Genomic DNA, 21,157 nt, shown 5'->3' on the forward strand with positions numbered 1-21,157 from the left:
AACGGCGGTGACGCCGGAACCCCCGGGAATGGTGGCGACGGCAAGAACGGCGACGCCACCCAGATCGCCGGCGGTAACGGAGGTAACGGCGGCAACGTCGGTGTTGCCGGATCCGCTGGCAGCGGCGGCCAGGCCGGCACCGGCGGCGCGGCCGGTACCGGTGGCTCCGGCCACGACGGCACTGCCGGCAACGGTGTGACCGGAGTCGTTGGCAACGGCGGCAACGGCGGTGCGGGGTACAGCCCGCCCGTCCCGGCTACCGCTAGCGGTCAGGCCGGTGCGAACGGCGGCGCCGGAGGCAACGGTGGTAACGGCGGCGATCACGGCAATGGAGGCGCCGGCGGCAACGGCGGCAACGGCGCGGACGGCGCTGATGCCACCGACTTCCTCACCGGTGGCCAAGGCGGAACGGGCGGCAACGGCGGTAACGGCGGCAAGGGCGGCCTGGGCGGCTCGATCATCGGCGACGATGGTGCCAGCGGCAACGGCGGCAACGGCGGTAACGGCGGCGCCGGAGCTGATGGCCAGGTCGGGTTCAACAACGGCAACGGCGGTCAGGGCGGTCGCGGCGGTATCGGTGGTGACGCCGGTGACGTCACCGGCCGGGCGGGTGACGGCGGGACCGGCGGGGATGGCGGTGCTGGCGCGACCGGTCAGGTCGGGTTCAACAACGGTTATGGCGGCACCGGGGGTACCGGTGGTATCGGCGGGTTGGCCGGGTCGGTGGGTATCGCCGGGCAGGCGGGTGACGGCGGTACCGGTGGCACCGGTGGTGCCGGTGCAGTTGGTGAGATCACGTCCAACAATGGTTATGGCGGTCAGGGCGGTCGCGGCGGTATCGGTGGTGACGCCGGTGACGTCACCGGCCGGGCGGGTAATGGCGGGACCGGCGGGGATGGCGGTGCTGGCGCGACCGGTCAGGTCGGGTTCAACAACGGTTATGGCGGCACCGGGGGTACCGGTGGTACCGGCGGGTTGGCCGGGTCGGTGGGTATCGCCGGGCAGGCGGGTGACGGCGGTACCGGTGGCACCGGTGGTGCCGGTGCGGCGGGTGAGATCACGTCCAACAATGGTTATGGCGGTCAGGGCGGTCGCGGCGGTATCGGTGGTGACGCCGGTGACGTCACCGGCCAGGCGGGCAACGGGGGGACCGGCGGGGATGGCGGTGCTGGCGCCAACGGCCAGGTCGGTTACAACAACGGCCACGGCGGCCACGGCGGCAACGGCGGCTCCACCGGCGGCGCGCCCGGCGCCCCGGGCCTCCCCGGTGAGCGCAACGACGGCGGGACCGGCGGCGCCGGCGGTGCCGGCGGGGCGCCCGGCACGCTGAACTAGTCGGGTCGACGCGGCTGGTCTCGGTGGCCGGCCAACATGGTGTGCACGTTGTCGGCGAACGCGGCGGTGCTGAAACAGACCGGTTCGGCGAACTCCTCGAGCGCTATCGCCTCGTGCCAGCTGGCATCGGCCGCCGCGCGCAGCAGCGGCTTGGCCATCGCTGTGGCGTGTGCTGGCATCGCCGCCACCCGTGAGCACCAGTCGTCGGCCGCGGTCAGCAGCTGATCGTGAGCGACGACCTCGTGCACCAAACCCAACCGTTGCGCGGTGTGCGCGTCAATGGGCTCGCCCCGCAGGTAATAGGCCAACGCGCCCTGGTAGCCGAGCCGGCGCGTCAGCGCCCAACTGGTCCCCACCTCCGGCAGCAACCCAAGTCGACCGAACGCGGGCACGATCACCGCTCGGTCGCCGGCGATGACCAGATCGCAGGTCAGCGCCCACGCCAGGCCGACACCTGCGGCGGCGCCGTTGAGCGCGGCGATGAAGATCGTGTCCGAGGTGGCGATGAGCCGGGCGACACCACCGAATTCGCGGCGAATCCAGCGCCATACGTCGGCGACTCCCTCCGGGGCCGGATCAGCTCGCCGTTCGGTGATGGCGGACATCATCTTCAGGTCGCCGCCGGCGCTGAAGCCGGGATCCGCTCCTGTCACCACCACAGCGCGTACCTGTGAGTCGTCGTCGAGTGTGGTCAGTGCGCGCCGCAACTGTCGCACCAGCGGCGCGGACAGCACGTTGAGCCGGTCGGGCTCGTGCAGCGTGACCACCGCCCGGTCGCCGCGGTGTTCGACGCGGACCCGTTCGGGTGCGTCCGGATCATCTCCTTCAGCAACCAAGCGTTGGTACAGCGATTCGGTCATCCCTCCTCCTCATGCTCAGTGCCGCTGGCGCGCAACGCTGCCCACGCCGCATCGGCGAAGGTCTTGATGGCACCCCGCGGCAGCTTCGCGGCTCCGCCGGCGAGCCAGTACCGGCTGAACTCCTGCGCGGGCCCGAACCACAATGCGGCCGTGATCGGTGTCTGGATGGGCCGTAGTGCGCCGTAGCCCTGATGTGGGCGCCACCAATCGTGAACAGCGGTGAAGAACAGCGCATTGGACTGCCGCAGCGACGGACTGTCGAGTCGATCGCCCAACAACAGCGCGGCTTCGCCGCGATGCGCCGCCACCCATCGCAGGTGGTGGTCGACGCCCCCGCGAATGCCGCCCTCGGCGGTCGCGTGCCCGCGCAGCATGGTGACGAAACCGTCCTGGTACTCGGCCATCACCTGGGCGTACACCGCAGCCGCCAGCGCGGGCTTATCGGCGAAGTGGTGATACAGCGCGCCGACGCTGACGCCGGCCTCCCGCCGGATTTCCTCCAGCGTGGCGGCCAGGGTCCCGGTTGCGGCGAACCGCCGCCGCGCCGCCGCCAGCAGCTTGCCCCGCGCATCCGACGCCGTCACGAGAAACACTCTAGTCAAACCGAGGAATACTCGCTAGCTCTGGGCGGTCCGTCGTTTCTGGTCTCCGGCGCACGCCGCTGGGTAGGCTCCGAGAACCATGTCCGCACCCTGGTTGGCCACCGTGATGAAGTCGGCGGCCTCGGCGTGAGCACGGCAGTCGTGGTGGGCGGCGGGCCCAACGGACTGGCCGCCGCCGTCACCCTGGCGCAGCACGGCGTAGCGGTCACCGTCCTCGAAGCCGCCGATGAGATCGGCGGCGGTACCCGCAGCGGCGACGCGATCCTGCCGGGCCTGCTGCACGACCATTGTTCGGCGATCCACCCGATGGCGGTCGGATCGCCGTTTCTGACCGGCCTGGACGCGGCCCGATACGGCTTGGAGTGGCGCTGGCCGCAGATCGATTGCGCGCACCCGCTCGACGACGGCAGCGCCGGAGTGCTGTACCGCTCGGTCGAGCAGACCGCAGCCGGCCTGGGCAGCGACGGCGGCCGCTGGCGAACGCTGTTCGCCCGACCGGTAGCCCGGTTCGATGCGCTCAACGACGACATCATGGGGCCGCTGTTACGGCTGCCGCACCATCCCCTGACGCTGGCCCGGTTCGGCGCACCCACCGTGCTGCCCGCCTCGGCATTGGCGCACTGGTTTCGCACACCGCAGGCGCGGGCGTTGTTCATCGGCGTTGCCGCCCATGCCTTCCGGCCGCTGCACTACCCGATGACCTCGGCCATCGGACTAGGGATTCTCACCGCCGGACACCGGCATGGTTGGGCGATTGCCGCCGGTGGATCCCAGGCCATCGCCGACGCCATGGTGGCGGCCCTGACCGATCTGGGCGGCACCGTCGAGACCGGGGTTGCGGTCGAGTCGGCATCGCAACTGCCGCCCGCTGATGTGACGCTGTTCGATCTGGCCCCCGAGGCGGTGGCACGCATCCTCGGCGACCGGTTGCCCCGCCGGGTGGCGCGGGCCTACCGGCGGTTCCGGCGGGGTCCCGGTGCCTTCAAGGTCGATTTCGCCGTCGAGGGCGGGGTGCCGTGGACCAACGCCGATGCCCGGCTGGCCGGCACCGTGCACTTGGCCGGCACGCACCGCGAGCTGGCCGCCACCGAACGCGACGTCCACGCCGGGCGGATGCCCGAGCGGCCGTTCGTCCTGGTGGGTCAGCAGTATCTGGCCGACCCGCAACGGTCCGTCGGCAACGTGCACCCGGTGTGGAGCTATGCCCATGTGCCCAACGGCTACACCGGCGACGCCACCGCCGCGATCATCGCCCAGATCGAGCGGTTCGCACCGGGGTTTCGCGATCGTGTCGTCGGCCATACCGTGCGCAGCACCACCGACCTTGCGCTGCACAACGCCAACTTCGTCGGCGGCGACATCATGACCGGCGCAAAAGACCTCCGCCAGTTGACGTTCGGTCCGCGCGTCACGCTCTCGCCCTACCACACCGGAATCCGCGGGACCTACATCTGCTCGGCGGCCACCCCGCCGGGGCCGGGGGCGCACGGCATGTGCGGAGCCAATGCCGCGCGCCTGGCGCTGCGTCACCTGGAGTTGGCGCCGTAGCAGCCCTCGCCGGTATTGACACCGAGCCGCGGCTAGGCTGGCGACGTGTTCGAATCGCTCTCCGACCGGTTGACCGGGGCGCTGCAAGGGCTGCGCAGCAAGGGCCGTCTCACCGACGCCGACATCGACGCCACCGCGCGTGAGATCCGGCTGGCGCTGCTGGAGGCCGACGTATCGCTGCCGGTGGTGCGGGAGTTCATCGGCCGGATCAAGGACCGCGCCAAGGGCGCCGAGGTCTCCGGTGCGCTCAACCCCGCCCAGCAGGTCGTCAAGATCGTCAACGAGGAGCTCATCGGCATCCTCGGCGGGCAGACCCGCACGCTCACGTTCGCCAAGACCCCGCCGACGGTCATCATGCTGGCCGGCCTGCAGGGCGCCGGCAAGACCACGCTGGCCGGCAAGCTGGCCAGCTGGCTGCGGGCTCAAGGCCACACGCCGTTGCTGGTGGCCTGCGACCTGCAACGTCCCGGGGCGGTCAGCCAGTTGCAGGTCGTCGGCGAACGGGCCGGTGTCGCGGTGTTCGCGCCCCATCCGGGGACCTCGGCCGCCGGTGACGCGGGCGCCGGACCGGGGGACCCGGTCGCCGTCGCCGCCGCCGGTCTGGCCGAAGCCAAGGCCAAGCACTTCGACGTCGTCGTCGTCGACACCGCCGGCCGGCTGGGCATCGACGAGGAGATGATGGCCCAGGCCGCTGCCATCCGTGCCGCCGTGCAGCCCGACGAAGTGCTCTTCGTGCTGGACGCGATGATCGGCCAGGACGCGGTGACCACCGCGGACGCCTTCCGTGAAGGGGTGGGTTTCACCGGTGTCGTGCTGACCAAGCTCGACGGCGACGCGCGCGGCGGTGCGGCGCTGTCGGTGCGGGAAGTCACCGGTGTCCCGATCCTGTTCGCCTCCACCGGCGAGAAGCTGGAGGACTTCGACGTCTTCCACCCGGACCGGATGGCCAGCCGCATCCTGGGCATGGGCGACGTGCTGAGCCTGATCGAGCAGGCCGAGCAGGTCTTCGACGCGCAGAAGGCGGAGGAGGCCGCCGCCAAGATCGGCAGCGGTGAGCTCACCCTGGAGGACTTCCTCGAGCAGATGCTGGCCATCCGCAAGATGGGCCCGATCGGCAACCTGCTGGGCATGCTGCCTGGCGCCGGCCAGATGAAGGACGCGCTGGCCGCCGTCGACGACAGCCAGCTGGACCGGCTGCAGGCCATCATCCGCGGCATGACCCCGGCCGAGCGCGCCGACCCCAAGATCATCAACGCCTCGCGGCGGCTGCGCATCGCCAACGGCTCCGGTGTGAGCGTCTCGGAGGTCAACCAGCTCGTTGACCGGTTCTTCGAGGCCCGCAAGATGATGTCGTCGATGATGGGCGGCATGGGCCTGCCCGGGATGGGCCGCAAGAGCGCCACCCGTAAAGCGAAGGGCAAAGGCAAGAAGGGCAAGAAGCGGGGTCCGACGCCGCCGAAGGTGCGCGGGCCGTTCGGGCCGGGTATGCCGGCCGGGTTCCCAGACCTGTCGCAAATGCCCGAGGGGCTCAACGAGTTACCGCCGGGGCTGGCCGATTTCGACCTGTCCAAGCTGAACTTCCCGGGGCAGAAGTAATTGGTCCTCCACGTTCGCGGCCGCGGGCTGCCCGATGAACAACCGGTCGAGTACTGGATCGTCGATGGCCGCCTCAGCGTCGAGCCGGTCGACGGCGCCGAAACCGTCTTCGGCTCGGCCGGTTTCCAGGGCTGGATCATCCCCGGCCTGGTCGACGCGCACTGCCACCTGGGCATCGGCACGAGCGGGCCGGTCGGAATCGACGAGGCGGTCGGCTACGCCGAGACCGAACGCCGCGCCGGAGTGCTGCTGCTGCGTGATCCCGGGGTTCCGATCGACACCCGTAGCCTCGACGACCGCGACGACCTGCCGCGCATCATCCGTGCCGGCCGGCACCTGGCGAAATCCAAGCGCTACATCCCCGGCCTGGCAATCGATGTGGACGACGAGGCCGGGCTGCCCGAGGCGGTGGCCGAGCAGGCCCGCGCCGGCGATGGCTGGGTGAAACTGGTCGGGGACTGGATCGACCGGTCGGTGGGGGATCTGGCGCCGCTGTGGTCCGACGATGTGCTCGTCGAGGCGATCGCGGCTGCGCACGCCAACGGCGCCCGGGTCACTGCCCACGTGTTCGGTGAGGACGCCCTGCCCGGTCTCATCAACGCCGGCATCGACTGCATCGAGCACGGCACCGGCATCACCGCCGACATCATCACGTTGATGCTGGCCCACGGCACCGCCTTGGTGCCGACGCTGATCAACGTCGACAATTTCCCCGGCATCGCCGATTCGGCGGCCAAGTACCCGAAATATGCGGCGCACATGCGCGCGCTGCATGCCTCCTCCCGCGAGCGGCTCGGTGCCGCCCGGGAAGCGGGAATCCCGATCTACGCCGGCAGCGATGCCGGCGGCATGGTCGCCCACGGCCGCATCAGCGACGAGGTGAACGCCCTGACCGGGATCGGGTTGAGCCCCACCGAGGCGCTGGGGTCGGCCTGCTGGGACGCCCGGCGCTGGCTGGGTGCGCCGCTGCTGGAGCATGGCGCCCCGGCCGACCTGCTGTGCTTCGCCGCCGACCCGCGCACCGGTCCGGAGGTGCTGGGACAGCCCGATCTGGTGATGCTGCGCGGCCGGGTGTACTGACCGCGCCGGGATACCTGCGCCGAACGTGCACTGGCTGCGAATTCCGTCGAGATTTTTCGCACTGATTACACGTTCGACCGCGGCGGCGGGGTGAACGAGAGCTACAGGCTCCCGACGCCCGACATCGGGCCCTGCGCGAAGCCCCAATCCAGCAGCGCGGCGGCCTGATCCCAGTAGGTCGGGCCGCCCTCGCGGATCAGCCCGTACATCATCGCCACCACCAGCCGTCGGCCGTCGCGGGCGGCCGCGCCGACGTAGGTCTTGCGGGCCGCGTCGGTGAATCCGGTCTTGCCGCCGAATGCCCCGGGATAGCGGGTCAGCAACTCGTTCATGTTGACGATCGGGCGCTCGCCGGACTCGGTGGGGAACATCGCCGCGTGCTGCGCGGTGATCTCGGCGAACACCGGGTTGGCGATCGCCGCCCGGAAGATGGCCGCCAGGTCGTGCGGCGTGCTCGCGCCGGAACCGCCGGGGCCGTCCAGCCCGGACGGCGTGCTGGCGTGGGTGGCGGTGGCTCCGACCGCGGCGGCCTTGGCGTTCATTTTCGCCACCGCCGCTTCCGGCCCGCCGAGCATGTCCGCCAGTGCATTGGCGGCGTCATTGCCCGATACCAGCAGCAGGCCGTCGAGCAACTGGCGTGTGGTGTAGCTGCGGCCGGGTTTGATCCCGGCGCAGTTGCACTCCACCGCGGTGTCGGCCGGGCTGGCCATCACGGTGTCGTCGAGGTTCAGCTCGTCGAGGGACACCAGCGCGAGCAGCACCTTGATCGTGCTGGCCGGCGGGGTGACGGCGTAGCCGTTCTGCTCGGCGAGCACCTGACCGGAATCCAGGTCGGCGATCAGCCAGTTCGGCGCCGGCCCGACCGGAATCGGTGCGGAACCCAGCGGCTGGGCGATATCGGCGGAGGCGGGCGCCGCGGTGGTGGCGAGTACGGCCAGCACAGCCGCGATTGCGGCCAGTATTTTCCGCATGGCCGGTTACCTTACCGCCCGCCATCGCAGCAGTGTTGAATCGAGGAATGCTTAGCCAGGCCGAAATGTCGGACCGGTGGCAGATCCAGCAGCTGCTGGTCGACTACTCCACCGCCATCGACACCCGCAGCTTCGATGACCTCGACGCGGTGTTCACCGCCGACGCCTACATCGACTACCGCGCGATGGGCGGGATCGACGGGAACTACCCGCAGGTCAAGGCGTGGCTGGCGGAGGTGTTGCCGAATTTCGCCGGTTACGCCCACATGTTGGGGCTGCCGTCGATCCGGGTCGACGGCGACACGGCCACCGCGCGCACCTTCTGCTTCAACCCGATGGTCTTCGGCGGCGAAACACCGGCCACCATGCTGCTGGGGCTGTGGTACGACGACGAGTTCGTCCGCAGCCCGGAGGGTTGGCGGATGACCCGCCGGGTCGAGACCAAGTGCTTCGAGAAGCTGCCCTGAGCCGATTTCTGCTGACCGGGCCCGTTCTGGCACAATGGGCGGCTGTCCGCCGCGCGGCTGTGCCCCGAGAGGGGCGTGCGGTCACGCGGCGCACACGCGAGGCAAAACCGGATGAGGGCAAGTCCGCCCCCGTCGCTGAATTGCAGCGTGCTACCAAGGAGTTAACTCATGGCTGTCAAGATCAAGCTCACCCGGCTCGGCAAGATCCGCAATCCGCAGTACCGCATCTCGGTCGCCGACGCGCGCACCCGCCGGGACGGCCGTTCCATCGAGGTCATCGGCCGTTACCACCCCAAGGAAGAGCCGAGCCTGATTGAGATCGACTCGGAGCGTGCCCAGTACTGGCTGTCGGTCGGCGCTCAGCCCACCGAGCCGGTGCTCAAGCTGCTGAAGATCACGGGTGACTGGCAGAAGTTCAAGGGGCTGCCCGGCGCCGAGGGCAAGCTGAAGGTCAAGCCGGCCAAGCCGTCCAAGCTGGAGCTGTTCAACGCCGCGCTGGCCGAGGCCGAGGGCGGCCCGACCACCGAGGCGACGACCGCCAAGAAGAAGAAGGCTCCCAAGGCGGCAGAGGGCAAGAAGGCCAAGGATGACGCCGGCGAGACCAAGGACGACGCCAAGGCCGAGACCCCAGCGGAGGACACCACTGCTGAGGCCGCCGCTGCCGAGGCCGCCGAGCCGGCCACCGAGAGCTGAGCGCGACGATGAGTGCAGTGGTGGCTGATGCCGTCGAGCACTTGGTGCGCGGCATCGTCGACAACCCCGACGACGTCCGGGTGGACATGGTGACCAACCGGCGCGGCCGAACCGTCGAGGTTCACGTTCACCCCGACGACCTGGGCAAGGTGATCGGTCGCGGCGGTCGCACCGCCACTGCGTTGCGCACCCTCGTCGCCGGTATCGGTGGACGCGGCATCCGCGTGGACGTGGTCGACACCGACCGATAGCCGACCGGCTCATGGAGCTGACGGTCGGCCGCGTCGTCAAGGCCCACGGCATCACCGGCGAGGTCGTGGTCGATGTCCGTACCGACGACCCGGACGAGCGATTCACTCCCGGCGCTGTGCTGTGCGCCAAGAAGCGTGGTGAGCAGCCGCGCGATGTGGTGATCGACGCGGTGCGCCCGCACGGCTCGCGGCTGCTGGTGCGGCTGGCCGGGGTGTCGGACCGCGATGCGGCCGACGCGCTGCGGGGCAGCCTGCTGGTGATCGACTCGGCGGATCTGCCGCCGATCGATGAGGACGACACCTATTACGACCACCAGCTCGAGGGTCTGCGGGTACGTACCGAGGCGGGGGAGGAGATCGGCACGGTGAGCGAGGTGCTGCACACCGGGGCCGGCGAGCTGCTGGCGGTCCGCCGCCCCGATGGCGCAGAGCTGTTGGTGCCGTTCGTCTCGGCGATCGTCACCTCGGTGTCGCTGACCGAGCAGCTGGTGTACATCGATCCGCCCGACGGGCTGTTGGAGCTGTCGTCGTGAGGGTCGACGTCGTCACGATCTTCCCGGCTTATCTGGACCCGATCCGGCAATCGTTGCCGGGCAAGGCGATCGAGTCCGGAATGGTCGAGTTGGCCGTTCACGATCTGCGGCGCTGGACCCACGATGTGCACCGCTCGGTCGACGACACCCCGTATGGCGGCGGGCCGGGGATGGTGATGAAGGCCCCGGTCTGGGGAGATGCGCTCGACGAGATCTGTTCGGAGCAAACGGTTCTCGTAATACCGACGCCGGCCGGGACACTGTTCGACCAGGCCACCGCGCAGCGGTGGAGCCGGGAACAGCATCTGGTGTTCGCCTGCGGGCGCTACGAGGGCATCGACCAGCGGGTCGTCGACGACGCCGCTCGTCGGATGCGGGTCGAAGAGGTCTCGATCGGCGACTACGTGCTGGCCGGCGGCGAGTCGGCGGTGCTGGTGATGCTCGAGGCGGTGCTTCGGCTGATGCCTGGCGTATTGGGGAATCCTGCTTCGCAGCACGATGATTCGCATTCGCCGGATCGCGATGGACTCCTGGAGGGGCCCAGCTACACCCGGCCGCCGGAATGGCGTGGCCTGCAGGTGCCCGAGGTGCTGCTCTCGGGCGATCACGCGCGGATCGAGGCCTGGCGCCGTGAGGCCGCGCTACAGCGCACCAGGGAACGCCGGCCCGACCTGCTCGACTAGATCCGGCCGCCGGGGAAGATGGTTTTGATGGCCTGAGTGATGGTGTCCCGCGCCGTGGCATCGTCGCTGGGCTGCAGCGACTCGATCACCACCACGTAGCGCCGGTCCGCACCGACCACGCCGGTTGACAGGTGCATCCAGTTATTGCCGATGCAGCACATCCAGCCCTGTTTGACCGCCACCGGTTCGTTGTACAGGCCCTCGGGGATCCCGAACCGCTGCGGATAGCCGTCGATGCCGGTCGGGGTGGACTGTGCCAGCTCACTGATGATCATGTTGGCCCGGTCGGCGGGCAGGCCGCCAGAGCCGTTGAGCAGCATGTCGTAGTAGCGGGCCAGGTCCGGTGCGGTGCTGATGGTGTTCCACCAGGCGCCGTTGGACGGCGGTCCGGTTCCGGCCAGGCCATAGCGGCCGGCCACCCGGGTGATGATCGCGTTGCCGCCGCGCCCGTTCCAGAACGTCTCGGCGGCGCCGTCGTCGGATGACCGCAGCATGATGTCCAGGGCCGCCTGGTCGTCCGCCGACAATGCGCCGTCGGCGTCGTGGAGCAGATCGTCGGCGATGAACAGCTTGGCCACCGACGCGGTGGCGATGGAGTGGGTGTTGCCGTTGGTGACCAATTGATGTGAGATCCGGTCCAGCACGGCCACCGAGATGTTGGCACCGGCCTTGGCCGCTTCCTCCGTCGCATCCTGCATGCGGGCCGCCAGGCCGTCGACCACGGCGACCGGCGGGATCGCGGGCGCGCGGGGTGCTTCGATCGCGGTGGCCACCGGCGCCACCTCAGGCGCCCGGTATTGCGGGGGACGTGTCGCGGCGGCGCCGTAGACCTTCTCGTCGCAGCCGAATACCACCGTTGAGATCACCATGACGACAGTCAGCAGAAGCATCGATGGCCGCACGGCTGGTAGGCCTCCTCAACAGGCATCAGTCGGGTAATCGACATCTACGGGGCTCGCCACACTGCAGCCATCGGCCCGCCGGATAGATTACCGCGTGCGCAACGGGATCGTGCAGTCCGCCTCTCACCAGACTTATCACGCCTCCGATGGCCCGCGCGGTAACTACCAGCGGCGATTTGCGCGATTTCGCTGGTTGCGCCGCGTCTGGCACAATTGAGCAGTTGTCGCCCGGCAGTTGATTCTGCAGTGGGGCCCGGCGTCCCGGTCACCGCACGATGCGACAACAGGCCCGAACCCATCGGCTCGGCTACCGTCTGCACGCGCACCGTGCGCGCAGACCGGTCGGCAGCCGCGACCCGCGAGGAAGTGTTTCCGCAATGAACACGCTGGACATCGTCGACAAGGCGTCGCTGCGCGACGACATCCCGGCCTTCGGCCCCGGCGACACGGTCAACGTGCACGTGAAGGTGATCGAGGGCACCAAGGAGCGCATCCAGGTGTTCAAGGGCGTGGTGCTGCGGCGGCAGGGCGGCGGCGTCCGCGAGACGTTCACCGTCCGCAAGGAGAGCTACGGCGTCGGCGTCGAGCGCACCTTCCCGGTGCACTCGCCCAACGTCGACCACATTGACGTCGTGGTCCGCGGCGACGTCCGGCGGGCCAAGCTGTACTACCTGCGTGAACTGCGCGGCAAGAAGGCCAAGATCAAGGAGAAGCGCTGACCCGCGGGTGCGTGCCGGTGCCTCCGGTCGGGCTACCGCCCGCGGTCGGTCTCCGGCACCGCTGACGCGGTCACTACCCTGATCTCGTGACCGAAACCGCGGGCTCGTCACCCGAGAACACTCCCGAGGCCGACCAGCCCGAGGCCGACCACGTCGAGGCCGACGCGGCAGCGGCAGCGGCACCCGACGATCGCAAGCGCACCACGCTGCGCGAATCGGCCCTCCTGGTGGGGACCGCGCTGGTGTTGTACTACCTCGTGCTGACGTTCGTGGCGCGTCCCTACCTCATCCCGTCGGAGTCGATGGAGCCGACGCTGCACGGCTGCCACGGCTGCGTCGGCGATCGGATCATGGTCGACAAGGTCACCTACCGGTTCAGCGCGCCGCGCCCGGGCGACGTCGTCGTCTTCAAGGGCCCGCCGTCGTGGAATGTGGGATACAAGTCGATCCGATCGGACAACACCGCGATCCGCTGGGTGCAGAACGCGCTGTCCTTCATCGGATTCGTCCCGCCGGACGAGAACGATCTGGTCAAGCGGGTCATCGCGGTGGGTGGTCAGACGGTGCAGTGCCGCAACGACACCGGCCTGACCGTCGACGGCAAAGCGCTCGACGAGCCCTACCTGAATCCGGCCACCCTCATGGTCGACCCGATGGTCTACCCCTGCCTCGGCAATGAGTTCGGTCCGGTGACCGTGCCGGACGGCCGACTGTGGGTGATGGGCGACAACCGCACCCACTCGTCGGACTCGCGGTCGCACTGCGACACCGTGGCGGTCCAGCCCGATCTGCGGCGCCGGGTGCTGTGCACCGGCGAGGACCTCGACGCGGGCACCGTGCCGGTGAGCAACGTGATCGGCAAGACCCGGTTCATCGCCTGGCCGCCGTCGCGGTGGGGGCCGGTGAAAGCGATCAACCCGCAGCAGGGCCCGTAGCGATGGCCCCGGCCTGGCCGCCACGCACAGTGATCCGCCGCTCACCGGGATTGCGCACCCTGGAGTCGGCGCTGTACCGCAGTGGCCTGGGGCCGGTGGCCGGCGTCGACGAAGTGGGCCGCGGTGCCTGCGCCGGACCACTGGTGGTGGCCGCCTGTGTGCTCGGGCCGGGCCGGCCCGCCGCGCTGGCGGCGCTCGACGATTCCAAGAGGCTCACCGCCAACGCCCGCGAGCAGTTGTTCCCGCTGATCCGCCGGCATGCACTGGCCTACCACGTGGTGTTCATCCCGCCGGCCGACGTGGACGCGCGCGGCGTGCACGTGGCCAATATCGAGGGCATGCGGCGCGCGGTGGCCGGCCTGGCCCTGCGGCCCGGTTACGTGCTCTGCGACGGGTTCCGGGTGCCGGGGCTGCCGATGCCGTCGCTGCCGGTGATCGGCGGTGACGGCGCGGCCGCCTGCATCGCCGCGGCGAGCGTGCTGGCAAAGGTCAGCCGAGACCGGTACATGGCGACACTGGACGATCCCGGCTACGGCTTCGCCGACCACAAGGGGTACTCCACCGCTGCGCACACTGCGGCACTGGCGGCCCTGGGGCCCTGCGGCCACCACCGTTACTCGTTCATCAACGTGCGCAACGTGGCGGCGCCGGCCGCCGCCGCGACAGGGACAATGGGGGACGAACCGAGCAGAAGGACGACTGAGCAGATGAGTGCCCGATGAGTGCGGAAGATCTCGAGAAGTACGAAACCGAGATGGAACTCTCGCTGTACCGCGAATACAAGGACATCGTGGGCCAGTTCAGTTACGTCGTGGAGACCGAGCGGCGGTTCTACCTGGCCAACAGCGTCGAGATGGTGCCGCGCAACGCCGACGGCGAGGTGTATTTCGAGCTGCGGCTGGCCGACGCCTGGGTGTGGGACATGTACCGGCCGGCGCGGTTCGTCAAGCAGGTACGCGTGGTCACCTTCAAAGACGTCAACATCGAAGAGGTTGAGAAACCCGAGCTGCGGCTGCCCGAATAACATCGCAGCGTCACCGATGTGTTGGGTCTAGGCTGACGTCATGACCGCTGTCGATCGTGCCGTCTCCCGCCGGGAGATCACCGATGCCCTGCTCAAAGCCATGGAACGGCGCCACGAGGTGCTCGACGTGATCGTCGACTCGGATGACCGTGCGGCCGCGGTGCAGGCGATCGCGAACCTGCTCGGCACCTCACCGGCAGGCTGCGAAGCGGTGATCGGGATGTCGTTGGATCAGCTGACCAAGGAGTCCCGGAGCCGGATCGCCGCCGAACTCGACGACCTCAACAACGAGCTGACCTTCACCCTCGGTGACCGGCCGGCCAGCTCCGGGGAGACGCTGCTGCTCCGGCCGTTCGCCGGCGAACCGGATCGTGACATCTTCGAGCTGCGTACCGCCGACGTCGGCGCCAGCGGTGACGGATCCGGCGCTCCGGCCGGCGGTCTCGACGATGAGATCCGCTCTGCGCTGTCCCGGGTGGACGACGAGGATGCCGCGTTGTTCATCGCCATCGACGGTGCCCAGAAGGTCGGCATGGTCTTCGGCGACCTCAACCGCGGCGAGGTGAACGTGCGGATCTGGATCCAACCCGAACACCGCAAGAAGGGCTACGGCACCGCCGCGCTGCGCCGTGCGCGTACCGAGATGGCGGCCTACTTCCCCGGGGTACCGCTGGTGGTGCGGGCGCCCGGCGCACACTCCGGCTAGCTAACCGGTTCAGTACGGCGCCGGCCCGGGCCGTCAGGGGACGTCGACCAGTAGGGCTGCCAGATCTTGCGGTGCGTTCGGGTCGAACAACTCCACAAAGTTGAGCGCGTTGATCGCTGCAAGTCCGACCAGCGCGGAGAATGCGTTTCCGAGTTACCCCGATCCGTCGGTGGCCGGCGTGATCGCCACCGCGCGTCAGGAAATGGCTGCCAGTGCGACGCGCTGGATCGACCCCGCCCTGGACAATTGGTGGGGCACAGCGAAATTGGGCCGCAAACCTCCGGCCCTCATCGAGTTGTTGATGTCGTCCAGCGAAGCCGCATCGCGGTCACTGCTTGACCCGGAGAACGACTGGACCGCTGATGACCTCGCGAGTTCTACGGACGAATCATCTGCAGCGCCTTCCGCGCCGCGTGAGCTCCGACGGGGCCGGTACGTCTTGGGCCCGGCTCGCGCTGTGGATGCAGCCGCGACTGTGCATAACCGACCGTGATGCAGCCGGTTTCGCTGCGGCGCGGCTCGACGCTGTCGGCGCAATAACCGAGCCTGATCGGCATGACATCCATGACGCGCGCCGAGTTGGGGGCGCTCGGGGAACAGCTGGCCGTCGACCACCTGGTTGGGCAGGGGTGGTCGATCCTGGCACGCAACTGGCGCTGTCGCTACGGCGAACTGGACGTGATCGCTGCGGACCCGGCCGGACGCTGCGTGGTGTTCGTCGAGGTGAAAACCCGCACCGGTGACGGTTTCGGCGGGCTGGCCTACGCGGTCCCGCCTCAGAAGATGCGCAGATTGCGCAGGCTGGCCGGAGTGTGGCTGGCCGGCCAGCAATCCCACTGGGACGACGTCCGCCTGGACGTGATCGGGGTGCGGATCGGGCGGTGCCGCACCCCGGAGATCACCCACCTGAAGGGGGCGTGCTGATGGCGCTCGGGCGGGCGTTCTCGGTCGCAGTGCGCGGCCTGGACGGCCTGATCGTGGAGATCGAGGCCGACATCAGTTCCGGGCTGCCCGGGGTGCATCTGGTTGGCCTTCCCGATGCCGCCTTGCAGGAGTCGCGGGACCGGGTGCGGGCGGCGATCACCAACAGCGAACAGAATTGGCCGCAATCCCGTCTGACGCTGGCTCTTTCGCCGGCGACGCTGCCCAAGATGGGGTCGGTGTACGACATCGCACTGGCCGCCGCGGTGCTCTCAGCGGATCGTGGCACGCCCTGGCCGCGGCTGGAGAAGACGGTGCTGCTCGGGGAGCTTGCGTTGGATGGCCGGGTCCGGCCGGTGCACGGGGTGTTGCCGGCGGTGCTGGCCGCCAGGAACGAGGGCTGGGCGCGCGCGGTGGTCCCGGTGGACAATCTCGCCGAAGCCAGCCTGGTGGAGGGCATCGACGTCTACGGTGTGGCAACCCTGCGGCAGCTGCACGACTGGCTGGACGGTTCGGCACGGCTGCGGGAGCGGATCGCTGCGGCCGAGCCGGAGTTGCTCCCGGCTGCCGACCTCGCCGAGGTGGTGGGTCAGGCCCAAGCCCGATTCGCCGTGGAGGTGGCTGCCGCCGGCTCGCACCACCTGCTGCTCACCGGGCCGCCAGGAATCGGCAAAACCATGCTGGCCCAACGGCTTCCGGGACTGCTGCCGCCACTGACCGAAAGCGAGTCGCTGGAGGTCACCGCGATCCATTCGGTCGCCGGACTGTTGTCGGGCAGCGCACCGCTGATCACCCGGCCGCCGTTCATCGCACCGCACCACAGCTCAAGTGTCGCGGCACTGGTCGGAGGCGGCTCCGGAATGGCCCGGCCCGGCGCGGTGAGCCGGGCCCACCGCGGTGTGCTCTTCCTCGACGAGTGTGCCGAGATCCGGGTCAGCGCCCTGGAAGCGTTGCGAACACCGTTGGAAGACGGTGAGATCCGGTTGGCCCGACGCGACGGCGTGGCCCGCTATCCGGCGCGCTTCCAACTCGTGATGGCGGCCAACCCCTGTCCGTGCGCACCGGCCGACCCGCGCGACTGCACCTGTAAGGCCATCGACAAGCGCCGTTACCTCGGCCGGTTGTCCGGGCCGCTGCTGGACCGGGTGGACCTGCGGGTGCAGATGCATCCGGTGCGGGCCGGCGCGTTCTCCGCTGCCGACGGCGAATCGACGGCCGCGGTGCGCGCCCGGGTCGCCGACGCCCGCGCCGCAGCGACACAGCGCTGGGGCCCACATGGCTTCCACACCAACGCCGAGGTGAGCGGCGCATTGCTGCGCCGCAGGTTCCGGCTCGGCACTGCCGCGATGGCGCCGCTGCGAGCCGCACTGGACCGCGGCCTGTTGTCGATCCGCGGCGCCAACCGCACGCTGCGGGTGGCCTGGACGTTGAGCGACCTGGCGGGACGGTGCTCACCCGGGCCGGACGAGGTCGCCGCTGCGCTGAGTTTTCGTCAGCCGGGAACGGCCCGATGAGCCGCCACGAGCAGCTGCGGGCCTGGGCCTACCTGTCCCGAGTCGCCGAACCGCCGCGCCCGGAGCTGGCCGCATTGGTCGCGCGGGTCGGTCCGGTGGAGGCGGCCGAGCGGATCCGGCGCGGCGCCGTCGATCCGGAACTGGCCGACTGCACCGAGGCCAGACGCGAGATCGACTCCGCCGCCGAGGATCTGGAGTTGCTGGCCCGCCGCGGCGGTCGGCTGGTCACCCCCGATGACGAGGAATGGCCGCTGCTGGCGTTCGCCGCCTTCGACGGCGCCGAGGCCGCGAGGAAACCGGACTGCCGCGCACCGCTGGTGTTGTGGGCGGTGGGCCCGGCACGTCTGGATGAGACCGCCGAACGCGCCACCGCGATCGTCGGGACCCGGGCCGCGACCGGCTATGGCGAGTTGGTGGCCGCGGACCTGGCCGCGGGGCTGGTCGAACGCGAGGTGGCCGTGGTGTCCGGCGGCGCCTACGGCATCGATGGCGCCGCCCACCGCGCCACTCTCGCCGCCGAAGGCACCACCGTGGCGGTGCTGGCCGGTGGGATCGACATCTGCTATCCGGCAGGGCATTCCGCGCTGTTGCATCGCATCGGCGGGAACGGGCTGCTGATCACCGAATACCCGCCGGGTGTTCGACCGGCCCGCCACCGGTTTCTGACCCGCAACCGGCTGGTGGCAGCGCTGGCCGGGGCGACGGTGGTGGTGGAGGCAGGACTGCGCAGCGGCGCGGCGAACACCGCCGCGTGGGCGCGGCTGCTGGGTCGGCCGGTGGCCGCGGTTCCCGGGCCGGTCACCAGCGCGGCCTCGGCCGGCTGTCACCAGTTACTGCGCGGTGGCGCCGAAGTGGTCACCCGCGCCGAGGAGGTGATCGAGCTGGTCGGCCGGGTCGGTGAGCTGGCGGCCGACCCGCCACGGCCCGGCTCGCCGCTGGACGGGCTCAGCGTCGCCGAACGTCAGGTCTACGAAGCCTTACCGGGCCGCGGTGTGGTGACCGTCGATCAAGTCGCGGTCGCCTCCGGGCTGGCGCCGGCCCAGGTGTTCGGGCCGCTGGCGATGTTGGAGGTGGCGGGCCTGGTGGAGCGGCGCGACGGCAGCTGGGCGATCGTCCGGCCGAAGCGGTAGCTCGTATAGTCGGCGAAGACAGGCCAAGACGGGAGGCAACGTGGCAGGACGACCGGTTCACACCTTCGCGGTGGTCCGCACCGAGCAGCTCTCGCAGCACATGACGCGGGTGGTCTTGGGTGGTCCCGGATACGACACCTTCCGCCCGAGCGAATTCACCGACTCCTACGTCAAAGTCGTCTTCGTGCGCTACGACCTCGACGTCGCCGCACTACCACAGCCGTTGACGCTGGACAGCTTCGACGCGCTGCCGGACGAGGATCGCCCGGTGATCCGCACCCTGACGGTGCGCCGCGCCGATCCGGTCGCCCGAGAGATCGCCATCGATGTCTCGGTGCACGGCGACCACGGCGTCGTCGGGCCGTGGGCCACTGCCGCGCAGCCCGGTCAGCCGGTCTATTTGATGGGGCCCAACGGTGCCTACGCGCCCGATCCTTCGGCCGACTGGCATCTGTTGGCCGGTGACGAGAGCGCGCTGCCGGCGATCGCGGCGGCCCTGGAGGCGCTGCCGGCCGACGCGGTCGGCAAGGCCTTCATCGAGGTCGCCGACCCGGAGGACGAAATAGCACTCGCCGCGCCGTCAGGGGTGCAACTGAACTGGCTGTACCGCGGTGGCCGCGCCGATCTGGTCGGAGAGGACCGGGCCGGCGACAACGCCCCGCTGGTCGAGGCTGTCACCACCACGCTATGGCTGCCGGGCCAGGTTCAGGTGTTCATCCACGGCGAGGCCCAGGCCGTCATGCACAACCTGCGGCCCTACATCAGAAGAGAGCGCGGGGTGGCGGCCAAGTGGGCGTCGATCTCGGGCTACTGGCGGCGTGGCCGCACCGAAGAGACGTTCCGGCAGTGGAAGAAAGAGCTCGCCCGTAACGAGGCAGCCGAGACTGCGGCAGACTAGCGGCATGGCATTCGGCGACTACCAGTTCGAGATCTACCTGCAGGGTCTGGCCGGGGTGGTGCCCGCGCTGCCGATGACCTACAGCGAGTTGGAGGCCAAAGCCGCTGCCGCGCTTTCCCCGTCGGTGTGGTCCTATGTGGCCGGCGGTGCCGGCGACGAACGGACCCAGCGGGCCAATGTCACGGCCTTCGACGGTTGGGGGCTCATCCCGCGGATGTTCGTCGGCGCCACCGACCGCGACCTGTCGATCGAGCTGTTCGGGTTGCGGCTGCCCTCACCGGTCTTCATGGCCCCGATCGGCGTCATCGGGATCTGCGCCCAAGACGGCCACGGCGACCTGGCGAGCGCCCGGGCCGCGGCGGCCACCGGCGTCCCGCTGATGGTGTCCACCCTCACCGCCGACCCGCTGGAGGACGTCGCCGCCGAGTTCGGTGACACGCCGGGGTTCTTCCAGCTCTACACGCCCAAGAACCGGGAACTGGCCGCCAGCTTGGTGCGCCGTGCCGAGGCGGCCGGCTACCGGGCGATCGTCGTCACGCTGGACACCTGGGTTCCGGGCTGGCGGCCCCGGGACCTGGCGACCTCGAACTTCCCCCAGTTGCGCGGGCACTGCCTGTCCAACTACTTCTCCGACCCGGTGTTCCGAGCCGGGCTGGCCCAGCCGCCCGAGGAGAACCCGCAGGCCGCCGTGCTGTCCTGGGTGCAAACCTTCGGTAATCCGCTGACCTGGGACGACCTGCCCTGGCTGCGGTCGTTGACCGACCTGCCGCTGATCGTCAAGGGGATCTGTCATCCCGATGACGTCCGGCGCGCCAAAGACGGCGGGGTAGACGGCATCTATTGCTCCACCCACGGCGGGCGCCAGGCGAACGGCGGGCTGCCGGCGCTGGACTGCCTGCCCGATGTGGTGGCGGCCGCCGACGGGCTGCCGGTGCTGTTCGACTCGGGCGTCCGTACCGGCGCCGACATCATCAAGGCCCTGGCGTTGGGCGCGACCGCGGTGGGAATCGGCCGGCCCTACGCCTACGGGCTGGCGCTGGGCGGTGTCGACGGGATCGTGCACGTCCTGCGTTCGCTGCTGGCCGAAGCCGACCTGATCATGGCGGTCGACGGTTATCCATCACGGCTTGATCTCACCCCGGATACGCTGCGGCGCGTCACCTGAGCCGATGACCGGCCTCTGCGACCGTAAGCCGGTGGACGCGATTCTCGAGGAGTTCGACGAGCATCTGGCGCTGGAACGAGGGCGGTCCGAACACACCCGGCGGGCATATCTGGGCGACCTGCGGTCGCTGTTCGCGTTTCTGGCCGAGCGCGGGCACAGCGGTATCGACGGCCTGAGCCTGCCGCTGTTGCGCAGCTGGCTGGCCGAACAGGCCGGCGCCGGCGCGGCCCGCAGCACGTTGGCACGGCGGACCTCGACGGTCAAGACCTTCACCGCCTGGGCGGCCCGCCGTGGCCTGCTGGCATCGGACCCCGGGGCGCGTCTCGCCCTGCCCAAGTCCCGCCGGGCCCTGCCCGCGGTGCTGCGCGAAGACCAGGCGCACGACGTCATGCTCGCCGCGAAATCCGGTGCAGAGCAGAACGATCCGATTGCATTGCGCGACCGGCTGATCGCCGAGATGCTCTACGCCACCGCGGTGCGGGTCAGCGAACTGTGTGGGCTCGACGTCGACGACGTGGACGCCTCACGCCGGCTGCTGCGGGTGCTCGGCAAGGGCAACAAGCAGCGGACGGTGCCGTTCGGCGACCCGGCCGCCGAGGCGTTGCAGGCCTGGCTGACCCAGGG

General features: G+C 69.9%; 23 protein-coding genes and 1 pseudogene. 20 read left to right on the forward strand and 4 right to left on the reverse strand.

Annotated elements, in window-relative coordinates; genetic code table 11:
* Window positions 1-1,335 (forward strand): annotated as a pseudogene (locus DQP56_RS25590) (PE family protein); the annotation flags it as partial.
* On the opposite strand, the gene DQP56_RS14900 reads toward DQP56_RS25590, so the two are convergent.
* Together DQP56_RS14900 and DQP56_RS14905 are read right to left on the reverse strand one after the other, a co-directional pair.
* A complete protein-coding gene (locus DQP56_RS14900) occupies window positions 1,332-2,195 on the reverse strand; it encodes an enoyl-CoA hydratase/isomerase family protein (protein WP_112686658.1) in 864 nt (287 codons plus the stop codon). The pseudogene DQP56_RS25590 and the gene DQP56_RS14900 overlap by 4 nt on opposite strands.
* Complete coding sequence (locus DQP56_RS14905; protein WP_205868882.1) at window positions 2,192-2,779, reverse strand: TetR/AcrR family transcriptional regulator; 588 nt, start codon at window positions 2,777-2,779, stop codon at window positions 2,192-2,194. The genes DQP56_RS14900 and DQP56_RS14905 overlap by 4 nt, the downstream gene beginning before the upstream one ends.
* A gap of 144 nt (window positions 2,780-2,923) precedes the next feature.
* Between DQP56_RS14905 and DQP56_RS14910 the strand changes: the two genes are divergently transcribed.
* The 3 genes from DQP56_RS14910 to DQP56_RS14920 are packed head-to-tail and all read left to right on the forward strand — an operon-like array spanning window position 2,924 to window position 7,021.
* Window positions 2,924-4,345, forward strand: coding sequence for a phytoene desaturase family protein (locus DQP56_RS14910; protein WP_112686662.1), 1,422 nt, complete (start codon window positions 2,924-2,926; stop codon window positions 4,343-4,345).
* Window positions 4,346-4,390: 45 nt separating this feature from the next.
* Window positions 4,391-5,941 carry a signal recognition particle protein gene (ffh, locus tag DQP56_RS14915; protein WP_112686664.1) on the forward strand — a complete coding sequence of 517 codons (1,551 nt, stop codon included), beginning with the start codon at window positions 4,391-4,393 and terminating at the stop codon, window positions 5,939-5,941.
* Complete coding sequence (locus DQP56_RS14920; protein ID WP_112686666.1) at window positions 5,942-7,021, forward strand: amidohydrolase family protein; 1,080 nt, start codon at window positions 5,942-5,944, stop codon at window positions 7,019-7,021.
* Window positions 7,022-7,122: 101 nt separating this feature from the next.
* On the opposite strand, the gene DQP56_RS14925 is transcribed toward DQP56_RS14920, so the two are convergent.
* Complete coding sequence (locus DQP56_RS14925) at window positions 7,123-7,992, reverse strand: D-alanyl-D-alanine carboxypeptidase family protein (RefSeq protein ID WP_112686668.1); 870 nt, start codon at window positions 7,990-7,992, stop codon at window positions 7,123-7,125.
* A 47-nt stretch (window positions 7,993-8,039) separates the two neighbouring features.
* Here DQP56_RS14925 and DQP56_RS14930 point away from each other — a divergent pair, with 47 nt between their 5' ends.
* The 5 genes from DQP56_RS14930 to trmD all read left to right on the forward strand — a co-directional run bounded on the left by DQP56_RS14930 (window position 8,040) and on the right by trmD (window position 10,619).
* Window positions 8,040-8,459 (forward strand): nuclear transport factor 2 family protein, encoded by a 420-nt coding sequence (locus tag DQP56_RS14930; RefSeq protein WP_112686670.1) that lies wholly within the window; start codon window positions 8,040-8,042, stop codon window positions 8,457-8,459.
* A 168-nt stretch (window positions 8,460-8,627) separates the two neighbouring features.
* Window positions 8,628-9,152 carry a 30S ribosomal protein S16 gene (rpsP, locus tag DQP56_RS14935; RefSeq protein WP_112686672.1) on the forward strand — a complete coding sequence of 175 codons (525 nt, stop codon included), beginning with the start codon at window positions 8,628-8,630 and terminating at the stop codon, window positions 9,150-9,152.
* An 8-nt stretch (window positions 9,153-9,160) separates the two neighbouring features.
* Window positions 9,161-9,403 carry an RNA-binding protein gene (locus DQP56_RS14940; RefSeq protein ID WP_019736217.1) on the forward strand — a complete coding sequence of 81 codons (243 nt, stop codon included), beginning with the start codon at window positions 9,161-9,163 and terminating at the stop codon, window positions 9,401-9,403.
* Window positions 9,404-9,414: 11 nt separating this feature from the next.
* Entirely contained in the window at window positions 9,415-9,936 is a 522-nt protein-coding gene (gene rimM, locus DQP56_RS14945; RefSeq protein WP_112686674.1) for a ribosome maturation factor RimM, read from the forward strand.
* Complete coding sequence (gene trmD / locus DQP56_RS14950; protein ID WP_112686676.1) at window positions 9,933-10,619, forward strand: tRNA (guanosine(37)-N1)-methyltransferase TrmD; 687 nt, start codon at window positions 9,933-9,935, stop codon at window positions 10,617-10,619. Before rimM ends, trmD begins: the two co-directional genes overlap by 4 nt.
* On the opposite strand, the gene DQP56_RS14955 is transcribed toward trmD, so the two are convergent.
* Window positions 10,616-11,509 carry a serine hydrolase gene (locus DQP56_RS14955; protein ID WP_234825680.1) on the reverse strand — a complete coding sequence of 298 codons (894 nt, stop codon included), beginning with the start codon at window positions 11,507-11,509 and terminating at the stop codon, window positions 10,616-10,618. The two genes, trmD and DQP56_RS14955, sit on opposite strands and share 4 nt — an antisense overlap.
* Window positions 11,510-11,898: 389 nt before the next feature.
* Here DQP56_RS14955 and rplS point away from each other — a divergent pair, with 389 nt between their 5' ends.
* From rplS to DQP56_RS15010, 11 genes are all read left to right on the forward strand, one after another.
* The gene (gene rplS, locus DQP56_RS14960; RefSeq protein ID WP_083040048.1) at window positions 11,899-12,240 is read left to right on the forward strand and encodes a 50S ribosomal protein L19; all 342 of its coding nucleotides are present in this window, start codon (window positions 11,899-11,901) and stop codon (window positions 12,238-12,240) included.
* Window positions 12,241-12,326: 86 nt separating this feature from the next.
* Window positions 12,327-13,175 (forward strand): signal peptidase I, encoded by an 849-nt coding sequence (lepB, locus tag DQP56_RS14965; RefSeq protein WP_112686680.1) that lies wholly within the window; start codon window positions 12,327-12,329, stop codon window positions 13,173-13,175.
* A gap of 2 nt (window positions 13,176-13,177) precedes the next feature.
* Complete coding sequence (locus DQP56_RS14970) at window positions 13,178-13,897, forward strand: ribonuclease HII (RefSeq protein WP_205868883.1); 720 nt, start codon at window positions 13,178-13,180, stop codon at window positions 13,895-13,897.
* Window positions 13,894-14,199, forward strand: a complete 306-nt coding sequence (locus tag DQP56_RS14975) for a DUF2469 domain-containing protein (protein WP_012393608.1) — start codon at window positions 13,894-13,896, stop codon at window positions 14,197-14,199. Before DQP56_RS14970 ends, DQP56_RS14975 begins: the two co-directional genes overlap by 4 nt.
* 40 nt (window positions 14,200-14,239) lie before the next feature.
* The gene (locus DQP56_RS14980) at window positions 14,240-14,905 is read left to right on the forward strand and encodes a GNAT family N-acetyltransferase (RefSeq protein WP_112686682.1); all 666 of its coding nucleotides are present in this window, start codon (window positions 14,240-14,242) and stop codon (window positions 14,903-14,905) included.
* Window positions 14,906-15,460: 555 nt separating this feature from the next.
* A complete protein-coding gene (locus DQP56_RS14985) occupies window positions 15,461-15,829 on the forward strand; it encodes a YraN family protein (RefSeq protein WP_112686684.1) in 369 nt (122 codons plus the stop codon).
* Complete coding sequence (locus DQP56_RS14990; RefSeq protein WP_112686692.1) at window positions 15,829-17,340, forward strand: YifB family Mg chelatase-like AAA ATPase; 1,512 nt, start codon at window positions 15,829-15,831, stop codon at window positions 17,338-17,340. Before DQP56_RS14985 ends, DQP56_RS14990 begins: the two co-directional genes overlap by 1 nt.
* Window positions 17,337-18,470 carry a DNA-processing protein DprA gene (dprA, locus tag DQP56_RS14995; protein ID WP_112686686.1) on the forward strand — a complete coding sequence of 378 codons (1,134 nt, stop codon included), beginning with the start codon at window positions 17,337-17,339 and terminating at the stop codon, window positions 18,468-18,470. Before DQP56_RS14990 ends, dprA begins: the two co-directional genes overlap by 4 nt.
* A gap of 40 nt (window positions 18,471-18,510) precedes the next feature.
* Entirely contained in the window at window positions 18,511-19,368 is an 858-nt protein-coding gene (locus DQP56_RS15000; RefSeq protein WP_112686688.1) for a siderophore-interacting protein, read from the forward strand.
* 4 nt (window positions 19,369-19,372) lie between these two features.
* Window positions 19,373-20,533 (forward strand): alpha-hydroxy-acid oxidizing protein, encoded by a 1,161-nt coding sequence (locus DQP56_RS15005; RefSeq protein ID WP_112686690.1) that lies wholly within the window; start codon window positions 19,373-19,375, stop codon window positions 20,531-20,533.
* Between the two features lie 31 nt (window positions 20,534-20,564).
* A partial coding sequence (locus tag DQP56_RS15010) for a site-specific integrase (RefSeq protein ID WP_112686694.1) occupies window positions 20,565-21,157 on the forward strand: 593 nt, incomplete at its 3' end.

Source organism: Mycolicibacter senuensis (genome assembly GCF_003284925.1).
Classification (GTDB): Bacteria; Actinomycetota; Actinomycetes; order Mycobacteriales; family Mycobacteriaceae; genus Mycobacterium; species Mycobacterium algericum_A.